The organism is Ruegeria sp. CG4 (assembly GCF_056537185.1).
Window position 1 is genome coordinate 43,853 of record NZ_JBQFRB010000012.1, and the last position, 21,223, is coordinate 65,075.

Below are 21,223 nucleotides of genomic sequence, written 5' to 3' on the forward strand. Positions count from 1 at the left end.
CATGATGAAGGCAAAAGTGTTTTCAGCCTTTCTTGTGATCGTCCTGCCAACGGGAATGCAGGCACAACCAGACAGTGCGGCAGCCCGGGTCTCTGCCGGTCTGGTTCTTGCCGACTGGGCCGTATCAACTGAGAACGCACCCCTGTTGCTGACCGCGCTCGAGATTGTTTTCGCACACGCCCCCAAAGGCGAAACCGCAACGCAACTGCAAAACCGCTATCAGGCCGAGGCGCGGTTTTTGATGCGAGGGGACAAAGAGCTGGGTGAGCGGCTTGATCGTTTGATTAGCAATACCTCGCCTGAATCTTTGCGAAACATGGTTTGGATTGTCCCAGGCGGCAGTCGGTTCGCCCTCCCACAGGGGCAGGGTGTTGCGTCCTTTGCTTCCGCATCAGGCGTGTCAGCGCGGCAGGTGTTTGGTCCGTCGGGGGCGTCCTGCCGACGTGAGGCGCAGAACTGGAACTGTGTGCCTGCAGACCTGCAAGGTCAGCTACAAATCAATCACGTGCCGGGTGGTCCTAACTGGGTCGTCATTGAGACCCGGCCTGTAGAGCCATGATCCGCGTTTTTCTGATAGTAGCTTGCCTTCTGTCGGCAGGTGCGGCCGTCGCTAATCCCGACCGCAAAGCGCTGTTGATTGGCGTGATGAATTACACTGCTGATCTGGCCCGTCTGGGTGGGGCCCTGACCGGACCGGGCCCGGACGTGGCGCTGATGACGCAGGTTTTTGCTGGCAAGGGTGTTCCAATAGAAAAGATTTCAGTGCTGTCGGATTCTCCGGAACTGACTGAAACCGAAGGTGTTTCTATCGAAACTCCAACGCGCGCCAATATTCTGGCCGCGCTGGATCGGTTGGCGGCAGAGGCGCAGGCGGGCGACAAGATAGCGATCTACATGGCGGGCCACGGTGCGCAGATTGCGTCCGGTTCGGACACATCCGAGGTGGACGGGCTGGATGAGGTTTTCTTGCCCTCGGATTTTGCATTTGATGCCGATGACGCGCCGGTCAATGTTGTCCGGGACGATGAGATCGGGGCCAGAATAGACCGGATGATCGCCGCCGGGGCGAATGTGTGGCTGATTGCGGATACCTGTCATTCCGGCAGCTTTCGGCGGGGTGAGACAGCCGTTGCCCGCTTTGTCGATCTGAGGCCCGACAAGACAGTCAGCCCGGTTGCCGAACCACTCGTGGACCTGTCGAAAGCCAGTACTCTCGCACCCGGTCACTTTACCGGCTTCTATGCCGCCGAGGCTGGATCATTGGCCTACGAGTTGAAACCGCCGGGTTCGCCAACGGTTCATGGTCTGATGACATGGGCGCTGGCCAGTGCGTTGCGAAGTGCCGAAGCCCCCACATATTCAGAACTGGCCAGACAGGTTTCCGCGACGCTCTGGGATATTGGCTGGGGGCGTGCAGATCCGCGGTTTGAGGGGGCTTTGGGTACAAAGCCCATGCTTTCTGAGGGTGCCGGAGAGCCGAACCGGTTTGCCGTTTTCATCTCGGACCTCGTTGTTGTCGAGGCTGGTGTCATCGATGGCGTTACGACAGATACGGTGTTTTCAGTCGAGGACAGCGATGGTGCCTTGCTGTTCGATGTGTCGCCAACCGAAGTGACGCTGACCCAAGCCACCGCCCCGCTTCCGGAAACCACCCGCGCCACACTGGATGAGAAGATCAAAGCCGAGGGTCTGGACCCCGAACAGTTCCGAATGCGCTGGCTTCAGCACCGCGCGCCCCGCCTGGCCGCAAAGGTTTCTTCGCGCCCGACAGATCTTTCGCTGGCAGTAGGGCTGTCGCTGCTATCTGCTGGATCGCAATTTGAGGAGCAGATTGCTCAGATGATCTCGGACCTGCAGCCACGGTTGCGCCTTGATCAGAACGATCCGGACATTCAAATCGTCGCCGATAAGGACCGGCTGGTGCTGCACCCCGTTCCCGACGGTGCGCGCGATGCGCTGTCTGTTCCGTTTGATGCGACCCAATTGCCTCTGCTGGAGCAGATGTTGCAGCAGGCCGCAAAGTCGCGCGCGTTGATCTCGGTTGCGGCGATATTGCAGACCAGCCCCTTGTCGCACGGGATCACCGCCAGTGCCCGTCGCATCCCCGGTGAAGCAGACGAAGAATTTGTATGTCAGGAGGCTTTGGCGGTTCAGGTTGAGCCGAAGTTCGCACCTCAGGGCATCCTGCAGGTTGGCCACTGTGACACAGTGTTGGTCTCCGTTCACAATCGCAATCCCTGGCCGGTTGATCTGACGCCCCTTTATGTCGCGCCGGACAATAAGGTGTATTTCCTGTCGGGATACAGGGATGCCGAAAAAGGCGGCTGGCGCATAGGGGCAGGAGAGACCGATACCCTGCGCTATACCGAAGCCACGCGTGGGCCGGATGGGGCAGTGCTGGCTACTGGTCAGATGCATGTTTTGATCCTGGCCGAACGCGGCATGCCCGGGTCGGACCCGGTCGATTTTCGTTATTTACAAGACGAACGCGCGCCACCCACAACACGGTCTGCGCCCGCCAACTCGTTATCCTCGCTTTTGACCGATGCCGGATTCGGGCTGGCCAAAACCCGTTCCGTCGGTGAAACTGTAATAAAGCAAAGCGGTGCCGTTATTATTCCGCTGAAAACCGTTGCAGAGGTGGGGGCCGAACGCGGTGCGCAGTAAAATCAACATTGCGGTTCTGACTGTTTTGAGCCTGATGTTCCTTGGTCAGGGTGGATCGGCCGAGGCGGCCGACCTGCGCAAAAGCGCCCTGGTTGTGGCAGAATGGGCCGTTGAGGCAAACGAACCGCAGGCCCTTGCCAGCAGTCTGGCTGTGTTGCTTGAGGAAGGCGGCACTCTGGACCCGGACGATCCGTTCTCGGTCTTGCCTTTGGCCGACGCGCTGCGTGACATGCCCGGAGGAGCGGATTTGCTGGGCACTGTTCTCGAAACCGGATCCCGGGGTCAGCTTGGTGGCGCCGCCCGTCTGGACCTGCTGCTTGCGCCCGGACAAACTCATGAAACGGACGTTTTTCTTGTCGGCTCGGAAGTAACGTGGATTGAGGCTCGCTTGTGGCGCGGGTCAGGTGGGGCTGATATCGACGTTGAACTCGTGGGCTCGGACGGAACCAGCATCGCCGCAGACATCAGCCCGCAGACTGGCATCGAAGGGATTGCGGCGCTGGTGGATGTCTGGATCGACAGTTGCGTCAACGCGACGTTGCGGATCACGAATGCCGGCGGCAGTCAGGGGCGCGTCGCGTTGTTTGTTCCACAGTCGCCCCATCAGGATTGCGAGGCGCCGGGTTGATCGGCATCCGCCTGCCCGGCGCTGTTTTCGCGCTATTGCTGGCTCTGGCCCTGCCGGTCGTCGCCCAGAACCAGAACTCTGCCGAATTGGAAGCGCTGCAAAACCGAGCCGGTCAGGCCTTCGTTGCACAGGATCATGCCACGGTCCGGGAACTTGTCAGGCAGATGGAACCCATGATCGACCGGGGCCTGCGCACCGAAGGACGGAACGGGGTCGCGCAATATGGGATACTAGGAGAAATCCTGTTCGGCATCGGCGACAGGGAAGACGCATTGCGCGCCTACACCAAATCGGTCGACGCAGCCCGGATTGAGGGTCTGTGGCTTCAGCGAGACGGGCTGTATGTCCGCTATGAATACGGAAGTCTTCTGCAACTGCTCGGACACCACGAAAAAGCGCTGAGTGTCAGCTCAGAGCTGCTGCGGGATCTTGAACAACTGGGTTTGTTAAACAGCGCTGCAGGTTTGGATACCGGTATTCTGGTTGGCGCAATTCTTCTGGATACAAACCAGCTGGATGGCGCCCGGCAAATGTTTGAAAACATGGTCGGGATCGCGCGGGAACACGACACGGAAGGCCGCAAGCTGCAAGTGGCATTGAACGGTTTGGCCAATACCCTGAACGCGATGGAAGCCTATGAAGCAGCGCTTGAACCTACACGTGAAGCGTCTGAACTGGGCAAAAGATTAAACGCGGTTGACAGCGAGTCCCACCTTTACGCGCGGCTGCGATACGGAATTGCGCTGGAGCGTGTTGGCAGACTGGATGAGGCGCGATCCGTTACTGAGGACGTTCTTGCCTCGGCGCAGGGCAAACTGCCTCAGGGGCACGAGATTATTCAATGGGCGCGCCGAACGCTGGAGGATATCGAACGCGCGGAGGGGCGGAAGTTCGCAGCCCGCGAGTTGAACCGGCAAATTGCGGATGATGCCTTGTCCAGCGAGGATCCTGCTCAGCGTCTTGCTGCGCTGCTGGCGCTGGCCGGACATGATTTGGCGAATCTCGAGTTCGAGAGTTATGAGGCCAAAATGATGGCGGCGCTTGAACTGATCGTCTCGGATCCGGGTGCGGTCCCTGAACGGCAGCAGGCCCAAGTCTATTTCGCAGTGGCCGATCACCTGGTGAATTTCCGCCAGAACTTCAAAGGGGCCAAGCCGCTATATGCCCGATCCATCGATATCCTGACGCGTGAACTGGGACCGGATCACCGTGAAACCCTGCAAGTCCAGGCCCGCAGGTTGCAGGCCAAGGACAAGGAAATTCAGGCCAATGTCGCCTTGGGCCGGCCCAAGGAGGAGCTTGCGTTCTGGGATGGAACAGAGGCGGGAAAGAAACCCACGGCCTCTGATCTGGAAATGCTGCGCCGACTGGCCGCCGCAGAGGAGGCGCAAGGCACGCGGCTTGAGGCTTATGCATCACAACTCAACTATGCCTTTTTCCTGCAAGAAGCCGGACAAATTGAAACCGCGCTGGCAGTCATAAGAAACCAGATCGAAAAGCGGGAAGGAGAACAGCGGACGGGTTCCATACCCGATCTGGACATCAACTACCGATTGGTGGACGCGCATGGGTCGGCACTGCTCAAAGGCGGGCAATTCTCTGCTGCGGCAGCCGTCTTCCAGAATGGAACAGTCGACCTGTTGAACTATCTGCGCGGGTTTCAATGGCTGGAAGGGATAGCGGGCGGGGCAAAAGTATACCTGATTGGCCAGGTGTATGGTGAGTTGTTCGCCTCATCAGCGCTCAAGGCTGCCGAAACCGGCAGTGAGCAGGAGAAGAACCTCTATGTTCAGATGGCCTTTGAGGCCATGCAACTGGCGGGTTACGGCCCCGCCTCTGTCGCTGTGGCCCGTGCGGCGATCCGGGACAAGGCGCAAAACCCCGATCTGGTTCAACTTGCGGCGCAATGGCAGAAAGCGACTTTGGCCCAGCGGGTCGGGAACGATGTTCAGAATTCGGATCTGGACCGTCTGCGGTCCCGGATGTCGGCACAGTTTTCCGAGTACTTCGAATGGCAAATCCCTGCGCCGCTGACGATGGGCCATATCCAGCGCGAGGTAATCGCGCCGGATGAGGCTGTGATCATGATCCTGACAGCCACAACCCAGAGCGCGCATAAGAAAGGGATCAAAGGGCTGGTTCTTGCCGTGACCCGGGACGGCGCGGCGATGGTTGAATTGCCTCAGAAGTGGAACGTTCTGGTGCAGGACATACTTGATCTCCAGCGTACGCTTGACCCGAAGTCGCCAGAGCATATGGCCCAATTGCGGGCGCCGCTTGCCAACGTGCAGGGCGCGTCGGGCGCCGCAGCGACGCGGTATGCCGCCCCGTTTGCTTTCGATGCCGCAGAACGACTGCACAAGACGTTTTTCGGATCGCCGGAAATAGCTGATCTGATTGGTTCCAAGTCGACCTGGACGTTGGTCCCCTACGGTGAAACGCTGAGCATACCTTTCGCGGCCCTGATCGTGGATGACCCGGGCCGACATTTGCAGGACCGTCGCACCGCAAGGGACCTGCGCGAAATACGCTGGTTGGGGCATGAGCGCGCGCTGCGGGTTGTGCCGTCCGTCGCGGCCCTTGAAAACCTGCGAAAACGTCCCCGGGTCCCCGAGCAACCAGCCTCCAGGCTGGCATATGTCGGATTTGGCGACCCTGCGTTTCAGGGGGCGGAACTGGCGGCCTTGCCTCAGACAGACATCGTTATGCGCGGATCGATCTCGCAACGAGCAACCGCAGTACGCGCGCTTCCGCGTTTGCCGGGCACCCGGCGCGAAGTTGAAACGCTGGCAGGGTTGTTCGGAGAGACCCGCAGCGACATTCGGTTGGGTTCCTCAGCAAGCGAAGCGGAAATCGTTGCGCTCAACAACCAAGGCAAACTGGCGCAGGCGCAAATTCTGCATTTTGCAACGCATGGGTTGTTGTCGGGCGCGTTCGAGGGATTGGCCGAACCCGCATTGGCGCTGACGCCAGATGGGACTGCCCCGGCGCAAGGAAGTTTCACCGGCGATGGCCTGTTGACCGCCTCCGAGGCCGCGCAGCTCGATATTGGCGCTGACTGGGTCATTCTGTCGGCCTGCGACACAGCAGGGGAAGATTCCATCGGCGGCGAAGGTCTGGGGGGGTTGGTTCAGGGCTTTTTCTCGGCTGGCGCGCGCAATATGCTTGTCTCGCATTGGCGCGTAGATGATCGCGCCGCCGAGGCGCTGATTACCCGCACCGTGACCGCCTCGCAAAATCAGATCAGCAAGGCCGAGTCGCTGAGGCAGGCGATGAAAGCTCTTTTTGACGACCCGAGCCGCGATCAGACCCAGCTGCCCAATTCCCACCCGTCGATCTGGGCCCCGTTCCTGATGATTGGCGCGGGCTGACAGATGACCTGCGCCACAAAAGAGAACGGGCCACCTGATCAGGCGGCCCGTTTGCTTTTTCTGGCAGTTGTAGCTTAGTCCTTGGGCGTCAGCAGCGGCAGCGTATTTGCAACCGGAACCACCCTGGGCAGGCTTTGCCCGTTGTTTCCTGCACGCTGGTTCTGTACCTGCAGTGCAGAACGGATGACCTGAACCCGTTCGGTTGTCGTGCTGGGGACGAAAACAGGCGTTGCACCGCTTTCCAGCGAATCCATCGCATTCACATACCACGGAACCGCTGCCGCGGGAGTCGCCGGTACACCGAACCCTTCACGCAGGTGGTGCCCAATCAGCTCTCCGTAAGGAGCCTGACCCGCAGCCATCATTGTCAATGCGCCAGCCAGGGCCATTTCGGCATCATCCAGACGATAACCGATGCCCAGGCAGATCTGGCCATAGACGCCCATTGTTGCGGCGTCGCTCAGACCCAACTGGGTGGCGGTCGATTGCACCGCCGGCATGACCTGTGCCTGATCCGTTGTGGGCAGACCGGACATGACGTCGGAATACCCACCCGCAATCTGGCTGCACAGCTCCGTCATCTCGTTTTCGGACACCGCGTATTGCGATGCGAGCGATCCACCTTGCGTGATGGCAAATCCACGTGCTTCGCAGAACTTTTCGCTGAGTGCCTGGTTCGGATCTGTCATGTTCGACGCCTGAACCACACCGCCCTGAATGCGCGTTGTCTGGTCAACCAGTTCACACCGCGCAGCGGCGGATACAGTGGGCTGACCAACCGGCTTCAGGGGCTTGAGCTTTGGCACCGTGCCGCCATTGCCGATAACCTGACCGCCACCCTGCTGGGGCTGGTCGGGAATGACCGCCTGCGGGACCTGCTGGCGTGGTACCTGGTTCAGGGGCTGCGCAGCTGCGGCCTGAGTGCCATTGTTGGCCCACGGGTCAACAATGCCGTTGTTGTTGGTGCCATAATTGGGAGTATTTGCACCGTAGTTCGGCCCGGCATTGTCGCCATAACGTGCGGCATAATTGGGGTCACGACCGATGTTCAGCAATCCGCGCGGGCCTTCAGCAGCCATCGTGCGGGGATAAGCGCCACCGGCACCTGACTGATACTGACGCCATCCGTTGACCAGGTTCTGACGTTCCCAATCCGAAAGCTGGCCGGTCTGGGGGTATCCCATGTAACCCTGGTAATCACGGATCGCAGCACGGCTGCGGTTTCCCATTACGCCGTCGACCGTTCCCGCGTTCCAGCCGAAGCCGTTCAGCGCGCTCTGAACCTCACGGTTTTGCTGCCGTTGGGCAGAATTCACCGTCGAGCGGCGCGTGGTCGTCGTTTGGCTGCGTTTTTTGTTTTTGTTGCAGTTGATTGCGCCTGTAGCGCACCCAAGGATCACAGCGGCACCGCCGCCGATAATCACATCTGCCAGATCTGCACTTGCGCGGCTGACGCCCGTGGTAATCATCAGGGAGACCAGCAATGCGCCGCCGACGGATTTATTTAAAATATGACGTGGCATCTTTAAGTCACCTCCTTACCCAAAATCTATATCGCTATTCTTACTTAAACATGTGATTCAGTGCATGTTACAAAAAATGTCACCTGTTTGCACCCATACAATTGAGCATTGAAAACAAATAATTTTAGGACGCCGAGGGTGGGTATGGCGCCCTAAAACTTCGACAATTCAGGCGTAATGACCCTTAATGTCGAAACAGTATCTCGATAAATCGTCAATTACCTGCCGACCATTGGGCATTTACGGGAACACCGTGAAGTGCAGCCTGCGTTTCCGCGATTTGCATTGCCTTTCGGATTACGCTGATGCGATCCTGTGTGGCGCTGGCCATGAACACTGCCGGCGCACCATTTTCCAGTGCCGTCATCGCGTTCGCATACCACTCGACCGACGCCTTCGGAGCTTCGGCGGTGCCGAAACCTTCCCGCAGGTGATGGCCAACCAGTTCGCCATATGCAGCGTGGCCGGATGCGGTCAGTGAAAGGGCACCGGCCAGCGCCATCTCGGCGTCGTCCATGCGATACCCCATTCCCGTGCAGATCTCGCCATAGTCCCGGGCAATCTGGGGCATATTCAGCCCAAGCGTAGCATTCGCATTCCGCGCGCTGTCCAGGGTGGACTGCACCGGCGTTCCGGGAAGAGCACTGATTGTGCCCGAGAATGTGGCTTTGATGTGATTGCAGATTTCCGTCATTTCGGTTTCGGAAACCGCGAAATGGGACTGCGAGGACTGTCCCAAAGTAATGACAAGTCCGCGTGCCTCGCACAGTTTTTCACTCAGCGCCTGATGGTGATCGGTCACATTGTCCGCGTGGATCAGCCCGCCCTGGATTTTCGAGGTGGCACCCACCAGTTCGCAGCGCCCGGCCACAGATTTGACGGGTGTTCCTATGCGTTTGGGCAGTTCGCCGACGATGGGTGGCGGGGATGGATTGTTCGGATCGACAATGCCACCGTCTAAGGGTTGTGGCGATGGGTAGGGCTGCGGTTGCTGCCCGTCGTAATGCCCGGCGTAGCTGGGGTTGCGTTCAACCTTAAGCAGGCCACGGGGGCCTTCGGCGGCCATCAGTCGTGGATATGCGTTGCCCGCGCCTGCCTGATACTTGCGCCATGCGTTGATCAATGTATCCCGTTCCCACTGGGAAAGGCGTCCGTTGGCAGGATCACCCATGAAGTACTGATAGTCGCGAATGGCTGCGCGGCTCCGGCGGCCCAATACACCGTCAGCGTTTCCGACCGGAAAGCCGAATGTGTTCAAGGCGTTCTGCACGTCGCGGTTTTGTTGACGTTCTTCCTCGCTTAGAACGGGCGTTGGGACCGGCTTTTTGCCGGGAGGTCTTGGTTTGTTTCTTGGGCAGATGTTTGGATTGGCGAGACATAACAGCATCGCTGTACCGATCACTTCCTTCGCGCCTGCGTTTGCGCGTTCAACCGATGCTGTCATCATCATGGATGCGGCCAATGCGCCGCCCAGCGTGTGTTTGAAAATACTGCGTGCCATTGTCGACCCCCTAAGCAAAAAACTATCTGGGACCAACGCTAGCCAGTGCCGTTCAAAATAGCCCGTTACAAAAAATGTTATCGCTCAGGATCGGGGGGAAGTTCGAGTTTTGCGGTTTCTTTTCAAGGAGTTGGCTTTAGTCTTCGGTTTTTTGGCCTCAAGTCTGACCCATAGCGCAAACATGCATTAGGGCACCAAGGGACGGAGCGTGCCCGGATTTTTGCCCGAAACAGCTTTTTGTCATTCAGATTTACGGGGGCCGCTCAGCCAAATGAATGGGTCCACAAACCGCACAGGTTCACCCTACTGAATAGCGATCAGCAGCAGTTGATCTTTCTCCATGTCCGGTTCTTCAAGATAAAGCCCCATATCCGTCCAGAACCGGTTGAGCATTGCCAAAAGCTGCGCCTGTTCCGCCTGGGCCAGATCCTGCGTCAGCCCTTCATAGGCGCGTTCACGGATTTCTGTTTCAACGTCGGAACCCAAGGTCTCAAGCGTTGCCCGGTAAGACAGCAAGTACGTATCCCGGCTTGCCCGCAAGGCATCCAGCCGGTCGAGGTTCAGGTTCAATGTCTGCATCAGTTGGGTGCGTTGATTGCCGACCGTGACCTTAATCGTGTCCAGCAGGCGCAGGCTGTCCCGTTCCAGTTGCTGAATTTCGCGGCTGCCTTCGATCAAGGTCTCCACGAAAGCTGCCCCGCTCAGAAGTGTGGATTTTGCGGCTTGAAACAGGGATTCCGCCGCCTGTTCCCGCGCGATGCGAAATTCCAGCTGAAGATCGCCCAAGGCAGATTTGCGGCGGGGGTCCACTTCCTCTTCCAGCAGCGCGTTCAGGGTCGCCAGTGGGTCAGATTGCTCTTCCGAGGACCGATCAGCCTCTTGCGTCCAGCCATCACGGATCGCGTCATAGCGGTCTTCGGATACCACGGCGGCACTGATGACCAGCCTGACACCAAAGTATTCGCCGGCCAGAGCCTGTCCATTCAGGCTGCTGTACATCGGGTATTCATTACGGCGCGCGGTGTAGATTTGCGCGTCTTCCTGATCGACCGAACCGCCACGCGTGACCAGTCCGCCAGACTGGCCGTGACTGCGCCCGATGGCATTCAGGCGGAACGGTTCAAGCATCAACTCCTCAACATTGCCATAGATATCCAGAAGGCCCAGCGGGTTGGGTTTCCGTCGCGCTCCGATGATGCTGAGCTTGGTGCTCCCGCTGCCAGGCGCCAGATAGGCGGCGTAATCGGACAATGTCCCTTCGGAAAAGAACCTGCGGGCGGCAAAAACCGAGGCGTCGGCTTTGGCGCCACCACGGGCGGCATATTCCCATTCAGGTTCGGTCGGCAGCCGTAGAAAGCCGGTGCGGTCACCCTGCCGGGGCAGGCTGTCGCGGGCGTTCTGCATCAGCCATTCGGAATAGGCGCGCGAGAGATCAACGGCTTCGAACCAACTTAATCCGCCTTTGGCCCGGGCTTCGACCGGTTTGAAGCCGCCGTCGCAATTCATGTTGATGGCGCGGTACTGAGCCTCATTCAATTCGTACCGGGCAATATAATAGTAGCTGACACTGTTTTCGGGGTCGTCGAATGCCCCGCGCAGATAGGTGGGCTTGAGGTAGTCCGAAAAAGCGGTATCGGCGTCAGACTGCCCCATACGAAAGGGTCGGTCCGACAACGGGCGGGCGATATCGACCGGCACGTTGACTTTCTGAAAGGCCATGCCACCGCCACAAGGCATCGGCAAGACCAGATCCGCAGGGCCGTGCAACTGGCTGGAAGGATCGATCAGAATGGGGGGCCATGGGGCGTCGCTTGCCCAAGCCGAAGACAGCCAAGCCATGAAAAAACACAGGCTCAGTCGAGCAGATACGGGCAAAATCGGAACTCCCCAAAATTCTGTAACCACCCTGCATCGGGCAGGAGACAGTTTTGCACAGATGAAACAGATTGCAACTGAGGCCGTCCGGTTGTTCTTGCCGAAATCACGTTCGCGTGGTGGTAATTCCACATCAGGCGGGTTAGAGGGTGGGCAACCGACAAACCGAACATTTGCGATTGAAACGGCAGGAAGTTTTTTGATGCAGATAGAAGATACTTCGTTAGAAGGTGTGAAAATCCTTACACCAGCACGCTTTGGCGACAACCGTGGCTTCTTTTCCGAAAGCTGGAACCGGAAGCGCATGGAGGATGCAGGGCTGAACTTCGAGTTTGTTCAGGACAATCATTCGGTATCTGCAACGGTGGGAACGCTGCGCGGGCTGCATATGCAAACACCGCCTCACGCGCAGGACAAGCTGGTGCGCTGTGGGCGCGGACGGTTGTTTGATGTGGCCGTCGATATTCGCAAGGGCAGCCCGACCTATGGGAAATGGGTGGGCGTCGAACTGAGTGCCGAGAACGGCAAGCAACTGCTGATCCCGGCCGGGTTTTTGCATGGTTTCGTCACCCGTGAGCCGGACACGGAGATCGTCTACAAGTGTTCGGACTACTACGCCCCGGACTGCGACCGCTCGGTCCGGTTCGACGATGCCGATATCGGTATCGACTGGGAGCTGGAAATTGATCCTGTGTTGAGCGCCAAGGATGAAGCGGCCGTGACACTGGCGGCTTTGGACAATCCGTTTGTATATGAAGGTCAGAAATGAAAATTCTCGTGACCGGCGGGGCCGGGTTCATTGGATCCGCAGTAGTACGTCAAGCCATTCGTGACGGGCACAGCGTCGTCAATCTTGACGCGCTGACATACGCGGCGTGTCTTGAAAACGTGGCCAGTGTGACCAACCACCCCAATTACAGTTTTGTGCAGGCCGATATTCGTGACCGCGCAGCCTTGGACAAGGTGTTTGCAGAACATGAGCCGGACGCGGTCATGCATCTGGCGGCGGAAAGCCATGTTGACCGGTCGATCGACGGGCCGGGCGATTTCATCGAAACCAACATCACGGGCACCTATCAGATGCTCGAAGCTGCAAGAGCATACTGGACACGTATGGGGCAGCCCGAGGCGTTCCGGTTTCACCACATCTCGACGGATGAGGTTTATGGCTCGCTGCCCGCCGACCCGCAGGTTCAGTTCACCGAAGAGACGTCCTACGATCCCCGATCGCCCTATTCCGCTTCGAAAGCGGCAAGCGACCACCTTGTTCGCGCCTGGGCCGAAACATACGGCCTGCCGGTCGTGCTGACCAATTGTTCGAACAATTACGGGCCGTTCCATTTTCCTGAAAAGCTGATCCCCGTGATCATCCTCAATGCTCTGGCGGGCAAGCCGCTGCCGATCTACGGGGATGGTTCGAACATCCGTGACTGGCTGTACGTGGAAGATCACGCGGATGCGCTTCTGCTGGTCGTGCAAAAGGGGCAGGTTGGCCGTACCTACAACATCGGTGGCGAAAACGAGCGCACCAATCTGGAACTGGTCAAAACCCTTTGCGAAATCCTTGACCGCAAACGTCCAAAGGACAGCGGGTCTTACGCAGATCAGATCACCTTTGTAACCGATCGTCCCGGCCATGACGCACGGTATGCCATAGACCCGACCCGCATTCGCAATGAGTTGGGTTGGAGCCCGTCCGTAACCGTCGAGGAAGGGCTGGAAAAAACCGTCCAGTGGTATCTGGACAATGAAGACTGGTGGCGCGCGCTGCAAAACCGCGACGGTGTTGGTCAGCGACTGGGGACGGGAAAATGATCCTTGTCTTTGGAAAAACCGGGCAGGTCGCCCAGGAAATCGCTCTGAATGCGGGCCAGCGCGAGATCGTGTTTCTTGGCCGCGATGCAGCGGATTTGACCAACCCGGAACAGTGCCAGGCCGCCATCGAAACGCACCGGCCGCAAGCGGTGATCAATGCCGCAGCCTATACCGCCGTGGATCGGGCTGAAGATGAGGCCGAGACAGCAATGGCCGTCAACGGCACGACGGTTGGGGCCATTGCCCGGACCTGTTCCGCGCTGGGCATTCCGTTGGTGCATATTTCGACCGATTACGTATTTGACGGCTCGGGTGAGGCCCCGCACCGGCCGGAAGATGCCACGCACCCGATCAACACCTATGGCCGCACAAAGCTGGCTGGTGAAACGGCGATCCGGGCGAGCACCTGCCGCCATGCCATAATGCGCACCTCGTGGGTGTTCTCGGCCCATGGCAACAACTTTGTCAAAACCATGCTGCGCCTGTCTGAAACCCGGGATGCGCTGAACGTTGTAGACGATCAGATTGGCGGTCCGACCCCGGCTGCGGACATCGCGCGGGCCTGCCTGCATCTGGCCGACCGCCTGATGGCTGGTGAGATGGACAGCGCAACCCTGCATTTTGGCGGTTCACCGGACGTCAGCTGGGCCGGATTTGCGCGCGAGATTTTCTCGCAAGCCGGTCGGTCCGTGACTGTTACGGGTATTCCGACCTCTGACTATCCTACTCCGGCCAAACGGCCCCTGAATTCGCGAATGGACTGCAGCAGCCTGTCTGCCTGCGGTCTGGAACGCCCCGATTGGCGGGCCGGCCTGCGCGACGTATTGAACAGCAAAGAGATTTCATCATGACGAACCGTAAAGGTATCATTCTGGCCGGCGGCTCGGGCACCCGTCTGTACCCGATCACGATGGGTGTGTCCAAACAGCTTCTGCCGATCTACGACAAGCCGATGATCTATTATCCGTTGTCGGTACTGATGCTGACGGGAATCCGCGAGATCTGCATCATCACCACGCCCCAGGATCAGGACCAGTTTCAGCGCACGCTGGGGGATGGCAGCCAGTGGGGTCTGGAACTGACCTACATCACCCAGCCGTCGCCGGACGGTCTGGCGCAAGCCTATCTGCTGGCCGAAGAGTTTCTGAACGGCGCGCCGTCGGCGATGGTGCTGGGGGACAACATCTTCTTTGGCCATGGTCTGCCGACCCAACTGCAAAAGGCCGATGCGCAAAGCACAGGCGGAACTGTTTTTGGTTATCGCGTGGCCGACCCGGAACGTTATGGCGTGGTTGGCTTTGATGCGACCGGCGCAGTGCAGAGCATCGTTGAAAAGCCCAAAGTGCCACCGTCGAACTATGCCGTGACGGGACTTTATTTTCTGGACGGTACGGCGCCAGAGCGTGCGCGGCAGGTCAAGCCGTCGGAACGCGGAGAACTTGAAATTACGTCCCTGCTTGAGACGTACCTGGACGATGGAACATTGCGCGTCAGGCAGATGGGGCGCGGTTATGCCTGGCTGGACACCGGCACACATGCGTCATTGCTTGAGGCCGGAAACTTCGTGCACACACTATCGAACCGGCAAGGTCAGCAGGTCGGGTGCCCGGAAGAGATTGCGTTCGAACACGGCTGGATTTCGCAGGAGCAGCTTCTGAAACGCGCGGAATTGTTCCGGAAAACGGCATACGGAAGATACCTGCGCAACCTGGTGGACTAGTCCCACCGGGTTCCGATCCGCGGTTTTTTTTTGAGACTGCTGAATATTGCGCAGGCCGGATTACCTGTCGGCGCTGAAATACTCGTCCGGAAAATATTTGCGCCAGAACGTGCTGCCGTATCTTTGGAAAGCGTGGCAGCCAAATGGCAGCTTCCCGTCGTTGCATTCCAGCAGATATTCCGGGGCCGCCTCAAACGCGAACCGCGACGCCTGCATCGGAGTGGGAATTGTAAACCCGCTGAAATAACGCGGCACCAGGCTGGTCCAGATTACATCCTCGTTCACGCCGGGTTTTACGGGAATAATTGTTTTTCCGAACAGACGAAGCACCTGGTTTGCCAGGGCCACGGCACCAACCTTGTTGGCTATTCTGACGGCACCTGCGCAAGTCAGGAAAAGCGTCTCATGCGTCACCCTGCGGCAATCGCTGATCTTGCGAAGGGACAATCCACCGTTCAGTTCACCGGTGAAGTCATACGGCAGGTTTGGCTGGCTGTACCCGTCAAAAACCGGCGCTCCGACAAAGGAATATCCATGCGCGGTCCAGGAATCGAGATGATCCTGAATGATCAGACAATCGACCTGGCAAATCAGGATGTAGGAAAAATCAGCAAATTGGTCATAAAACTCCTGACTGATCATCAGTTGGTTGTACGAGTCGATGCTGACAAAATGGGAATCGGACAGGCAAAGGGACCGCGCTGTTCCTTCCGTTTCCCGCAGGACGTTTTTTGTGACCGTGTTTTCTAGGTAATCGCACAGGGCGTCTGGCCCCAGAATGGTGACATCGTGTGACTTCAGTATCCTGACATTGTGCAGAAGGGCCGCCATTTCCGTGTTCGTCAGTTCCCGGTGAACGGGCACGACAACGTTGCAGCAGCCAGAAGTGTTTTCTGCGTCTGAACTGTGCGGCACTTTCATGAATTCGCCCCTTCATAGGCCAACTATTTGTAATCTTGCAATATTAGCTGGCCGATACAGGATTCAGCCAAACTGTCAGGTTGAGCGAAATTTTCTTCGTTTCTGCTCTCAATCTAACAGCACCGCAATTGATTGCCAACGATACTCAGCGCTTGTCCTGCCGTGACAGGTGATGCTGACGCCATGAACCTCAGGTTGTCTTGTAACCCCGTGGCACATTCATGATTTGGGCTGAGGTGTCAATCCGATCTTTGCCCCCGGGATGCATCCGGCCAATCCAGTGGGGCAATCCAGGCCAGATACACTCAAGTATCTGCGGCATTGGCCACCAATCCTCGAGCCGCATTCTGTCAGGAAAATCGGTGTTCATGGGCGTGAAAACTGGGTCCTACGGGAATCCCCCAATATCGCTGTCAGCCGCGAATCGTTAATTATGTATTTCAGATACCGGGTCTAAACAGACCAAACCACTTTTCCCCCAAGAAGGGGCTGGCTACTTACCCCCTCGGCCGGCCCCTTACCCCTTTCAGGCAAGTTTACAGATCTCCGGCCTGACCAGTCGCCAACCGCGCGACAAGCGCGGGCAGTTCCAATGCGTCGTTGTACACGACATCATGGTGAATGTCCGAAATGGCCGATTTCCGGTAACCATTGGTGAAAAGCAAAAAAGGCACTTGCGCGCGGCGCGCCGTTTCAGCGTCAACCTCGCTGTCTCCGACAAACAGCCGCGGCCCTGTGTTGGGCAGGGCTTCGAAGCAGGCATTAAGATGGGCCGGATTGGGCTTGCGTATGCTCAAGGTATCGCCGCCGAAAACAGCATCGAAGAAACCTGACATTCCCTGCGCTTCCAGGATGTGCCGGGCGGGCCGTTCTGGTTTGTTGGTGCATACACCCATCGCACAGCCCATTTCGCTGAGCGCATGCAGCGCCTGGATCATGCCGGGATACGCAACGGTGTGGACGCTGCTGGCGGCGTTGTAGTGGGCCAGGGTTCTCTGCGTCAGGTCGGAATGCTGTTCAAGCGGAAGGCCGCAATGGTGGATGACCCGCTCGACCAGTTTGGGAAGGCCGTTTCCCACGAATTGCCGGATAGTGTTCTGTTCCAACGGTCGATGACCGACATCATCCAGCATTCGGTTTGCCGCCGCCGCAATGTCGGCGAGGCTGTCGAGCAGGGTTCCATCCAGATCGAATACAAGGGTTGCAGTCACAAATATGTCCACCGGTATCAATGCGTTCCAAGACCTACCCGGTGTCCCGGCCCGACGCAATCAAACAGTTATGCGGAAATGTGAAGGCACATGCTTGACAAACCTGAGTAAAATAATCAGATTAAGGCGCAGACAGTCAGCCAACCCGGCTCCGGGTCAGCCAGATCGTTGAAAAACGCAATCAGATCAAGGCGATTTGCCAAAACCTATCCGGAGTTGCCCGATGAACATGCAGAACCCGAATCCAAGCCAGGCCTATGCCGTTTCCATGTTGCCAGCTCATAAGGCGGAAGACCTGACCAAGGGTGGAAATCTGGCTCATATCGAGTTGGGGGACCAACTGTACACGCTGCGCATCACCCGTGCCGGCAAGCTGATCCTCACGAAATGAGAGCGCAGTCCTCGCGCGGCGGGGCAACGGTTGGACATTTGGCGGATCTGAGCCCTGTCGAGGCAGGAGCCGTCATGTATCTGCGGCTGTGGGGAAACGGTGCCAACGGCCGCGCTGATGCCGCAAGCGATTTTGAAATCGCTTTGGGTAATGATCACGGTCGCGCCGCAATGCTGACCTTGGACAGGTTGTGCTCGCTGTGCGCCAACCATGGGCGCCGACCTCTGATACGCCACGGTTTGAACTGCGCATGCCTGGGTGCGGACGAAAACTGCTTTGCGCAGATGATTGCTGCCGCATCCGAAGGGGCGCGAGAGGATGCGATGATGATGGCCTCGCTTATCATCAGGCCGGATTTTGCACCGGCGCTTGTCTGTCTGTCCGAAGAATTTGGGCTGGCGCTGCGCCGAATGACCATCTCGGCTCCGTTGCCCAACACGGGGCATCATACCCCGGCAGCTACTTTACATTGAAAGAGACCGAATGATGAGAGAACCCCGCGCTGCGCAGCGGGGTTCTTCTGAATTCAGCAGCAACTGCAACCAACATGGTGGTCGTGATCGCAGACTGGGGTGGGTGCATAATCACCCACTTCGCTCAGAACGCTTCTCAAGGCCCAAAGGATCATGTCCACGTCTTCAGCCTCGATCGTCAGCGGCGGGCGAATCTTCAGGATATTGTCCTTTGGACCCTCGCTTCCGATCAGAATGCGATGATCCCGCATCCGGTTCTTGACGAACTTGCAGATCTCGGTTCCTTCCGATCCGTCAGGGTTGATCAGTTCGACGCCCAGAAACAGACCCATCCCGCGTACATCCCCGACGCAGCCGAAATCGGCCTCAATCCCGCGCAGGCCGTCCATCAGGCGTACACCCATTTTCCGGGCATTGTCCTGCAATCCCTCGTCGTCGACGATGTCCAGCACCTCTTTGCCAATCCGGCAGGACAGGGTCGAACCGCCGAAAGTCGAAAAGAACTCGATGCCATTGTCGAAGCTGTTCGCGATTTCCTTGGTCGTGACCAGAACGCCCAACGGATGGCCATTGCCGATGGGTTTGCCCATGACAACGATGTCGGGCAGTGCCCCTTGATGTTCAAAGCCGAAATAATACTCGCCCAGCCGGCCAAGGCCGGTCTGCACTTCGTCCGCAATGCAAACGCCACCTGCGGCCCGAATTTTTTCGTAAACGGCCGGAAGATAGCCCTTGGGTGGAATGATCTGGCCGCCGACCGATGGGAAGGTTTCCGCGATGAAGCCCGCAACCCCATGTCCTTTGGCCTTCAATGCAGCAATCGCGGGGTCCACCAAGTCTGCGAACTTCGCGGCACGGTCGGAATCGTCACGTCGGAATGAACCTCGATAGTCGTCGGCCACTTCGACCAGTTCGACCCAATCCGCCTGCCCCACACCGCCAGGCTTGTTGAACTTGTAGGCCGAGATCGCCACAGCCGCATTGGTGTTGCCGTGGTAGCCGTGATCCGGCGTTACGATCCCTTTTGCCCCCGTGTGCGCCCGCGCCAGCCGCAAGGCCAGTTCGTTCGCCTCGGTCCCCGAGTTCACGAAGAAGCAGACCTCGAGGTGATCCGGCAGTTTCGACAGAATCTTGTCGGCAAATGCCGTTTGAGCCGGGTGAAGATAGCGCGTGTTCGAGTTCATCCGCTTCAGTTGGTCCGCTGCGACCGCCTGAATGCGGGGATGTGCATGACCCACGTGGGGGACATTGTTATAGGCGTCCAGATAGGGGCGACCCCACTCGTCGAACAGATGATGCCTCCAGCCACGGACCAGCATGACCGGATCGTCATAGGTCAGCGACAGGTTGCCACCGAAATGGTCCTGGCGCCCGCGCAGGATCGCCTGTTTGTCGGTCGGGCGATAAAACACCTTGTCGTCCGGCAGGTTCAGTATTGCCGCAGGGTTAGGGCAGACTGCGTGCCACAGGTACATCTCGTCCGGGTCGCCGACACCGGGCCAGTCCGCCTCCATCCCGGCGGTGGTCAGGGCCAGCTGGAAATGCACATGAGGGGCCCAGCCTCCATTCTGACTGGCATCCCCGAGGCGGGCAAAGGCCGCGCCCTGTGCGACGGGATCGCCCGGCTTCAGCCGCGCACAGACCTCGGGGTCCAGGTGACCATATAAGGTATAGAACGGATCGCCTTCGGGGGTTTCATGATGCAGGATCACAACGCCGCCGTAATCCAGATGGGCATCGCGGTTCTCGACCACTTCAACACGTCCGCTCATCGGGGCATACAGCACGGCTCCGGCGGGCGCGAAGACATCAACGGCCAGATGAACAGTCCGCCGGTCCGAGGCCTTCCAAGGTCCCTTACGGAAACCCGGCTCAGCATAGATCAGGCGCGGCTCGTTGTAATACCCCAGCCACAGGCCATCGCCGAACTCGGCGCCCACGCGGGCGGCCTCTTCCAGAGGCATATGGAACGGGTTCTGCGGCCATGTCGAATTTTCAACCGAAAGCGATCCCATCGGCACATCCGCCAGATCCTGCCCGAACATCTGTGCAAACTGGCCGCGGTGGTCGGACAGATAGGCGTGGATACGCTCGGCCCCGTCCGTGACCGGCAGCCCGCAGGCCGCGCGCAGGCGGGCGGGCATCAGACTGCCATTGACGGATGTGTTCTCTAGGATCCGCCAGGCCGGAGCCTGCGAGATGGTGACATAGGGATCATCCGGGTTTTCAGCCGCCATCAGAGTTGAATTCACGACAGACACCGCAAGACGCATCCGCAGCAACGGCCAGATCAGGTCGACTTCGTCGGTGCGCAGCGGGTTGGCGGCGTGATAGCCACGCACCAGCGCCGTCAGGGCGCGTTCAGGCCTGGGATGATCCAGAACAATATAGGCCCCGGCAATTGCGAGGTCACAGATACGCGGCGCTGCACACATGTCGCCCAGATCAATCAGGCCCGAGATCTTTTGGCGTTGTCCAAGCTCTCCCTCAACAAGAATGTTGTAATCGTTTGCGTCATTATGGATGGCCTGCCTGGGCATTGCGGCCAACCTGCCGGATACCTCATGGAACCTGTCACAGATTTCGGTCAGCAACGCGCGTCGGTTGGGATCCGAAACAACCTCAAGCCTGCCGGAAATCCACCTAGCCTGAGTCAGATCCCATTTGAAGTTCTCCCTGCTCAGCCCTGAATGGTCGAACTTTTCCAGAGCACGGTCCGTCGCTCCAAGAACACGGCCCAACTTCATGATCAGCTCGTCGGTTTTGGGCGCGGCCTTGGCGTAGCACTGGCCCGGCAGACGCTCCAACAACCAAGCAAGTCTCGGCTGACCCTGATCGTCAGGGATTTCGGGCAGCAATCCACCGGTCAGGTCCGGGATGACCGCCGGGAACGGCAGGCCGGGGGCTTCGGATGAGATATGGCGCAATGCCTGAACCTGCAGGTCCACAAACTCGGCCTCACACCCGGCCCGCATCACCTTGAGAACGTAGTCCCGTCCGTTGGTGGCTTCGGCCAGAAAATTCAGATCGTATTCGCCGTCCAGCCGGGTCAGCCTCGCTTCGATCCCCCAGGTCGCACGCAGCGCGTCCGCCCAGAATTGCGTCAGATCATTCATGCGCTTTGTGT

At 58.5% G+C, this 21,223-nt stretch carries 16 protein-coding genes; 10 read left to right on the forward strand and 6 right to left on the reverse strand.

Annotated features, from left to right (window positions below):
• Position 1 precedes the first annotated feature (1 nt).
• From ACR0J2_RS22000 to ACR0J2_RS22015, 4 genes are read left to right on the forward strand one after another with little or no spacing between them, the layout of a single operon-like run.
• Positions 2–559 (forward strand): hypothetical protein, encoded by a 558-nt coding sequence (locus ACR0J2_RS22000; protein ID WP_480813860.1) that lies wholly within the window; start codon positions 2–4, stop codon positions 557–559.
• The gene (locus tag ACR0J2_RS22005) at positions 556–2,667 is read left to right on the forward strand and encodes a caspase family protein (protein WP_480813861.1); all 2,112 of its coding nucleotides are present in this window, start codon (positions 556–558) and stop codon (positions 2,665–2,667) included. Before ACR0J2_RS22000 ends, ACR0J2_RS22005 begins: the two co-directional genes overlap by 4 nt.
• Positions 2,657–3,295 (forward strand): hypothetical protein, encoded by a 639-nt coding sequence (locus tag ACR0J2_RS22010; protein ID WP_480813862.1) that lies wholly within the window; start codon positions 2,657–2,659, stop codon positions 3,293–3,295. Before ACR0J2_RS22005 ends, ACR0J2_RS22010 begins: the two co-directional genes overlap by 11 nt.
• On the forward strand, positions 3,292–6,666 hold the full coding sequence (locus tag ACR0J2_RS22015) for a CHAT domain-containing tetratricopeptide repeat protein (RefSeq protein ID WP_480813863.1): 3,375 nt from the start codon (positions 3,292–3,294) through the stop codon (positions 6,664–6,666). The genes ACR0J2_RS22010 and ACR0J2_RS22015 overlap by 4 nt, the downstream gene beginning before the upstream one ends.
• A gap of 74 nt (positions 6,667–6,740) precedes the next feature.
• Here the strand turns inward: ACR0J2_RS22015 and ACR0J2_RS22020 are convergent, their stop codons facing one another.
• The 3 genes from ACR0J2_RS22020 to ACR0J2_RS22030 all read right to left on the reverse strand — a co-directional run bounded on the left by ACR0J2_RS22020 (position 6,741) and on the right by ACR0J2_RS22030 (position 11,529).
• Entirely contained in the window at positions 6,741–8,189 is a 1,449-nt protein-coding gene (locus ACR0J2_RS22020; RefSeq protein WP_170682199.1) for a peptidoglycan-binding domain-containing protein, read from the reverse strand.
• A 214-nt stretch (positions 8,190–8,403) separates the two neighbouring features.
• Positions 8,404–9,690 (reverse strand): peptidoglycan-binding domain-containing protein, encoded by a 1,287-nt coding sequence (locus ACR0J2_RS22025; protein ID WP_480813864.1) that lies wholly within the window; start codon positions 9,688–9,690, stop codon positions 8,404–8,406.
• A gap of 303 nt (positions 9,691–9,993) precedes the next feature.
• Positions 9,994–11,529: a formylglycine-generating enzyme family protein gene (locus tag ACR0J2_RS22030; RefSeq protein ID WP_480813865.1), complete on the reverse strand. Its 1,536-nt coding sequence runs from the start codon at positions 11,527–11,529 to the stop codon at positions 9,994–9,996.
• Between the two features lie 238 nt (positions 11,530–11,767).
• Between ACR0J2_RS22030 and rfbC the strand changes: the two genes are divergently transcribed.
• The 4 genes from rfbC to rfbA are packed head-to-tail and all read left to right on the forward strand — an operon-like array spanning position 11,768 to position 15,100.
• Positions 11,768–12,334, forward strand: coding sequence for a dTDP-4-dehydrorhamnose 3,5-epimerase (rfbC, locus tag ACR0J2_RS22035; protein WP_170615854.1), 567 nt, complete (start codon positions 11,768–11,770; stop codon positions 12,332–12,334).
• Positions 12,331–13,380, forward strand: a complete 1,050-nt coding sequence (rfbB, locus tag ACR0J2_RS22040) for a dTDP-glucose 4,6-dehydratase (RefSeq protein ID WP_321249115.1) — start codon at positions 12,331–12,333, stop codon at positions 13,378–13,380. The genes rfbC and rfbB overlap by 4 nt, the downstream gene beginning before the upstream one ends.
• Entirely contained in the window at positions 13,377–14,231 is an 855-nt protein-coding gene (gene rfbD, locus ACR0J2_RS22045) for a dTDP-4-dehydrorhamnose reductase (protein WP_170615858.1), read from the forward strand. Before rfbB ends, rfbD begins: the two co-directional genes overlap by 4 nt.
• Positions 14,228–15,100 carry a glucose-1-phosphate thymidylyltransferase RfbA gene (gene rfbA / locus ACR0J2_RS22050; protein WP_170615860.1) on the forward strand — a complete coding sequence of 291 codons (873 nt, stop codon included), beginning with the start codon at positions 14,228–14,230 and terminating at the stop codon, positions 15,098–15,100. The genes rfbD and rfbA overlap by 4 nt, the downstream gene beginning before the upstream one ends.
• A gap of 60 nt (positions 15,101–15,160) precedes the next feature.
• On the opposite strand, the gene ACR0J2_RS22055 is transcribed toward rfbA, so the two are convergent.
• Positions 15,161–16,021, reverse strand: a complete 861-nt coding sequence (locus ACR0J2_RS22055; RefSeq protein WP_480813866.1) for a DUF5672 family protein — start codon at positions 16,019–16,021, stop codon at positions 15,161–15,163.
• Positions 16,022–16,557: 536 nt separating this feature from the next.
• On the reverse strand, positions 16,558–17,232 hold the full coding sequence (gene gph / locus ACR0J2_RS22060) for a phosphoglycolate phosphatase (RefSeq protein ID WP_480813867.1): 675 nt from the start codon (positions 17,230–17,232) through the stop codon (positions 16,558–16,560).
• 223 nt (positions 17,233–17,455) lie between these two features.
• Here gph and hemP point away from each other — a divergent pair, with 223 nt between their 5' ends.
• The gene (gene hemP, locus ACR0J2_RS22065; RefSeq protein WP_170615874.1) at positions 17,456–17,623 is read left to right on the forward strand and encodes a hemin uptake protein HemP; all 168 of its coding nucleotides are present in this window, start codon (positions 17,456–17,458) and stop codon (positions 17,621–17,623) included.
• Positions 17,624–17,697: 74 nt separating this feature from the next.
• Positions 17,698–18,096, forward strand: coding sequence for a hypothetical protein (locus ACR0J2_RS22070; protein WP_480813868.1), 399 nt, complete (start codon positions 17,698–17,700; stop codon positions 18,094–18,096).
• Between the two features lie 53 nt (positions 18,097–18,149).
• Here ACR0J2_RS22070 and ACR0J2_RS22075 read toward each other — a convergent pair whose 3' ends face one another.
• Complete coding sequence (locus tag ACR0J2_RS22075; RefSeq protein ID WP_480813869.1) at positions 18,150–21,212, reverse strand: aminotransferase class III-fold pyridoxal phosphate-dependent enzyme; 3,063 nt, start codon at positions 21,210–21,212, stop codon at positions 18,150–18,152.
• Positions 21,213–21,223: the final 11 nt, after the last annotated feature.

Coding starts and splice junctions, on each gene's coding strand:
- rfbB (WP_321249115.1), top strand. CDS start 12,331: ATGAAAATTCTCGTGACCGGCGGGGCCGGGTTCATTGGATCCGCAGTA.
- ACR0J2_RS22075 (WP_480813869.1), bottom strand. CDS start 21,212: ATGAATGATCTGACGCAATTCTGGGCGGACGCGCTGCGTGCGACCTGG.
- ACR0J2_RS22055 (WP_480813866.1), bottom strand. CDS start 16,021: ATGAAAGTGCCGCACAGTTCAGACGCAGAAAACACTTCTGGCTGCTGC.
- rfbA (WP_170615860.1), top strand. CDS start 14,228: ATGACGAACCGTAAAGGTATCATTCTGGCCGGCGGCTCGGGCACCCGT.
- ACR0J2_RS22030 (WP_480813865.1), bottom strand. CDS start 11,529: ATGGCTTGGCTGTCTTCGGCTTGGGCAAGCGACGCCCCATGGCCCCCC.
- rfbC (WP_170615854.1), top strand. CDS start 11,768: ATGCAGATAGAAGATACTTCGTTAGAAGGTGTGAAAATCCTTACACCA.
- hemP (WP_170615874.1), top strand. CDS start 17,456: ATGAACATGCAGAACCCGAATCCAAGCCAGGCCTATGCCGTTTCCATG.
- ACR0J2_RS22005 (WP_480813861.1), top strand. CDS start 556: ATGATCCGCGTTTTTCTGATAGTAGCTTGCCTTCTGTCGGCAGGTGCG.
- ACR0J2_RS22020 (WP_170682199.1), bottom strand. CDS start 8,189: ATGCCACGTCATATTTTAAATAAATCCGTCGGCGGCGCATTGCTGGTC.
- ACR0J2_RS22025 (WP_480813864.1), bottom strand. CDS start 9,690: ATGGCACGCAGTATTTTCAAACACACGCTGGGCGGCGCATTGGCCGCA.
- ACR0J2_RS22000 (WP_480813860.1), top strand. CDS start 2: ATGATGAAGGCAAAAGTGTTTTCAGCCTTTCTTGTGATCGTCCTGCCA.
- ACR0J2_RS22070 (WP_480813868.1), top strand. CDS start 17,698: ATGTATCTGCGGCTGTGGGGAAACGGTGCCAACGGCCGCGCTGATGCC.
- rfbD (WP_170615858.1), top strand. CDS start 13,377: ATGATCCTTGTCTTTGGAAAAACCGGGCAGGTCGCCCAGGAAATCGCT.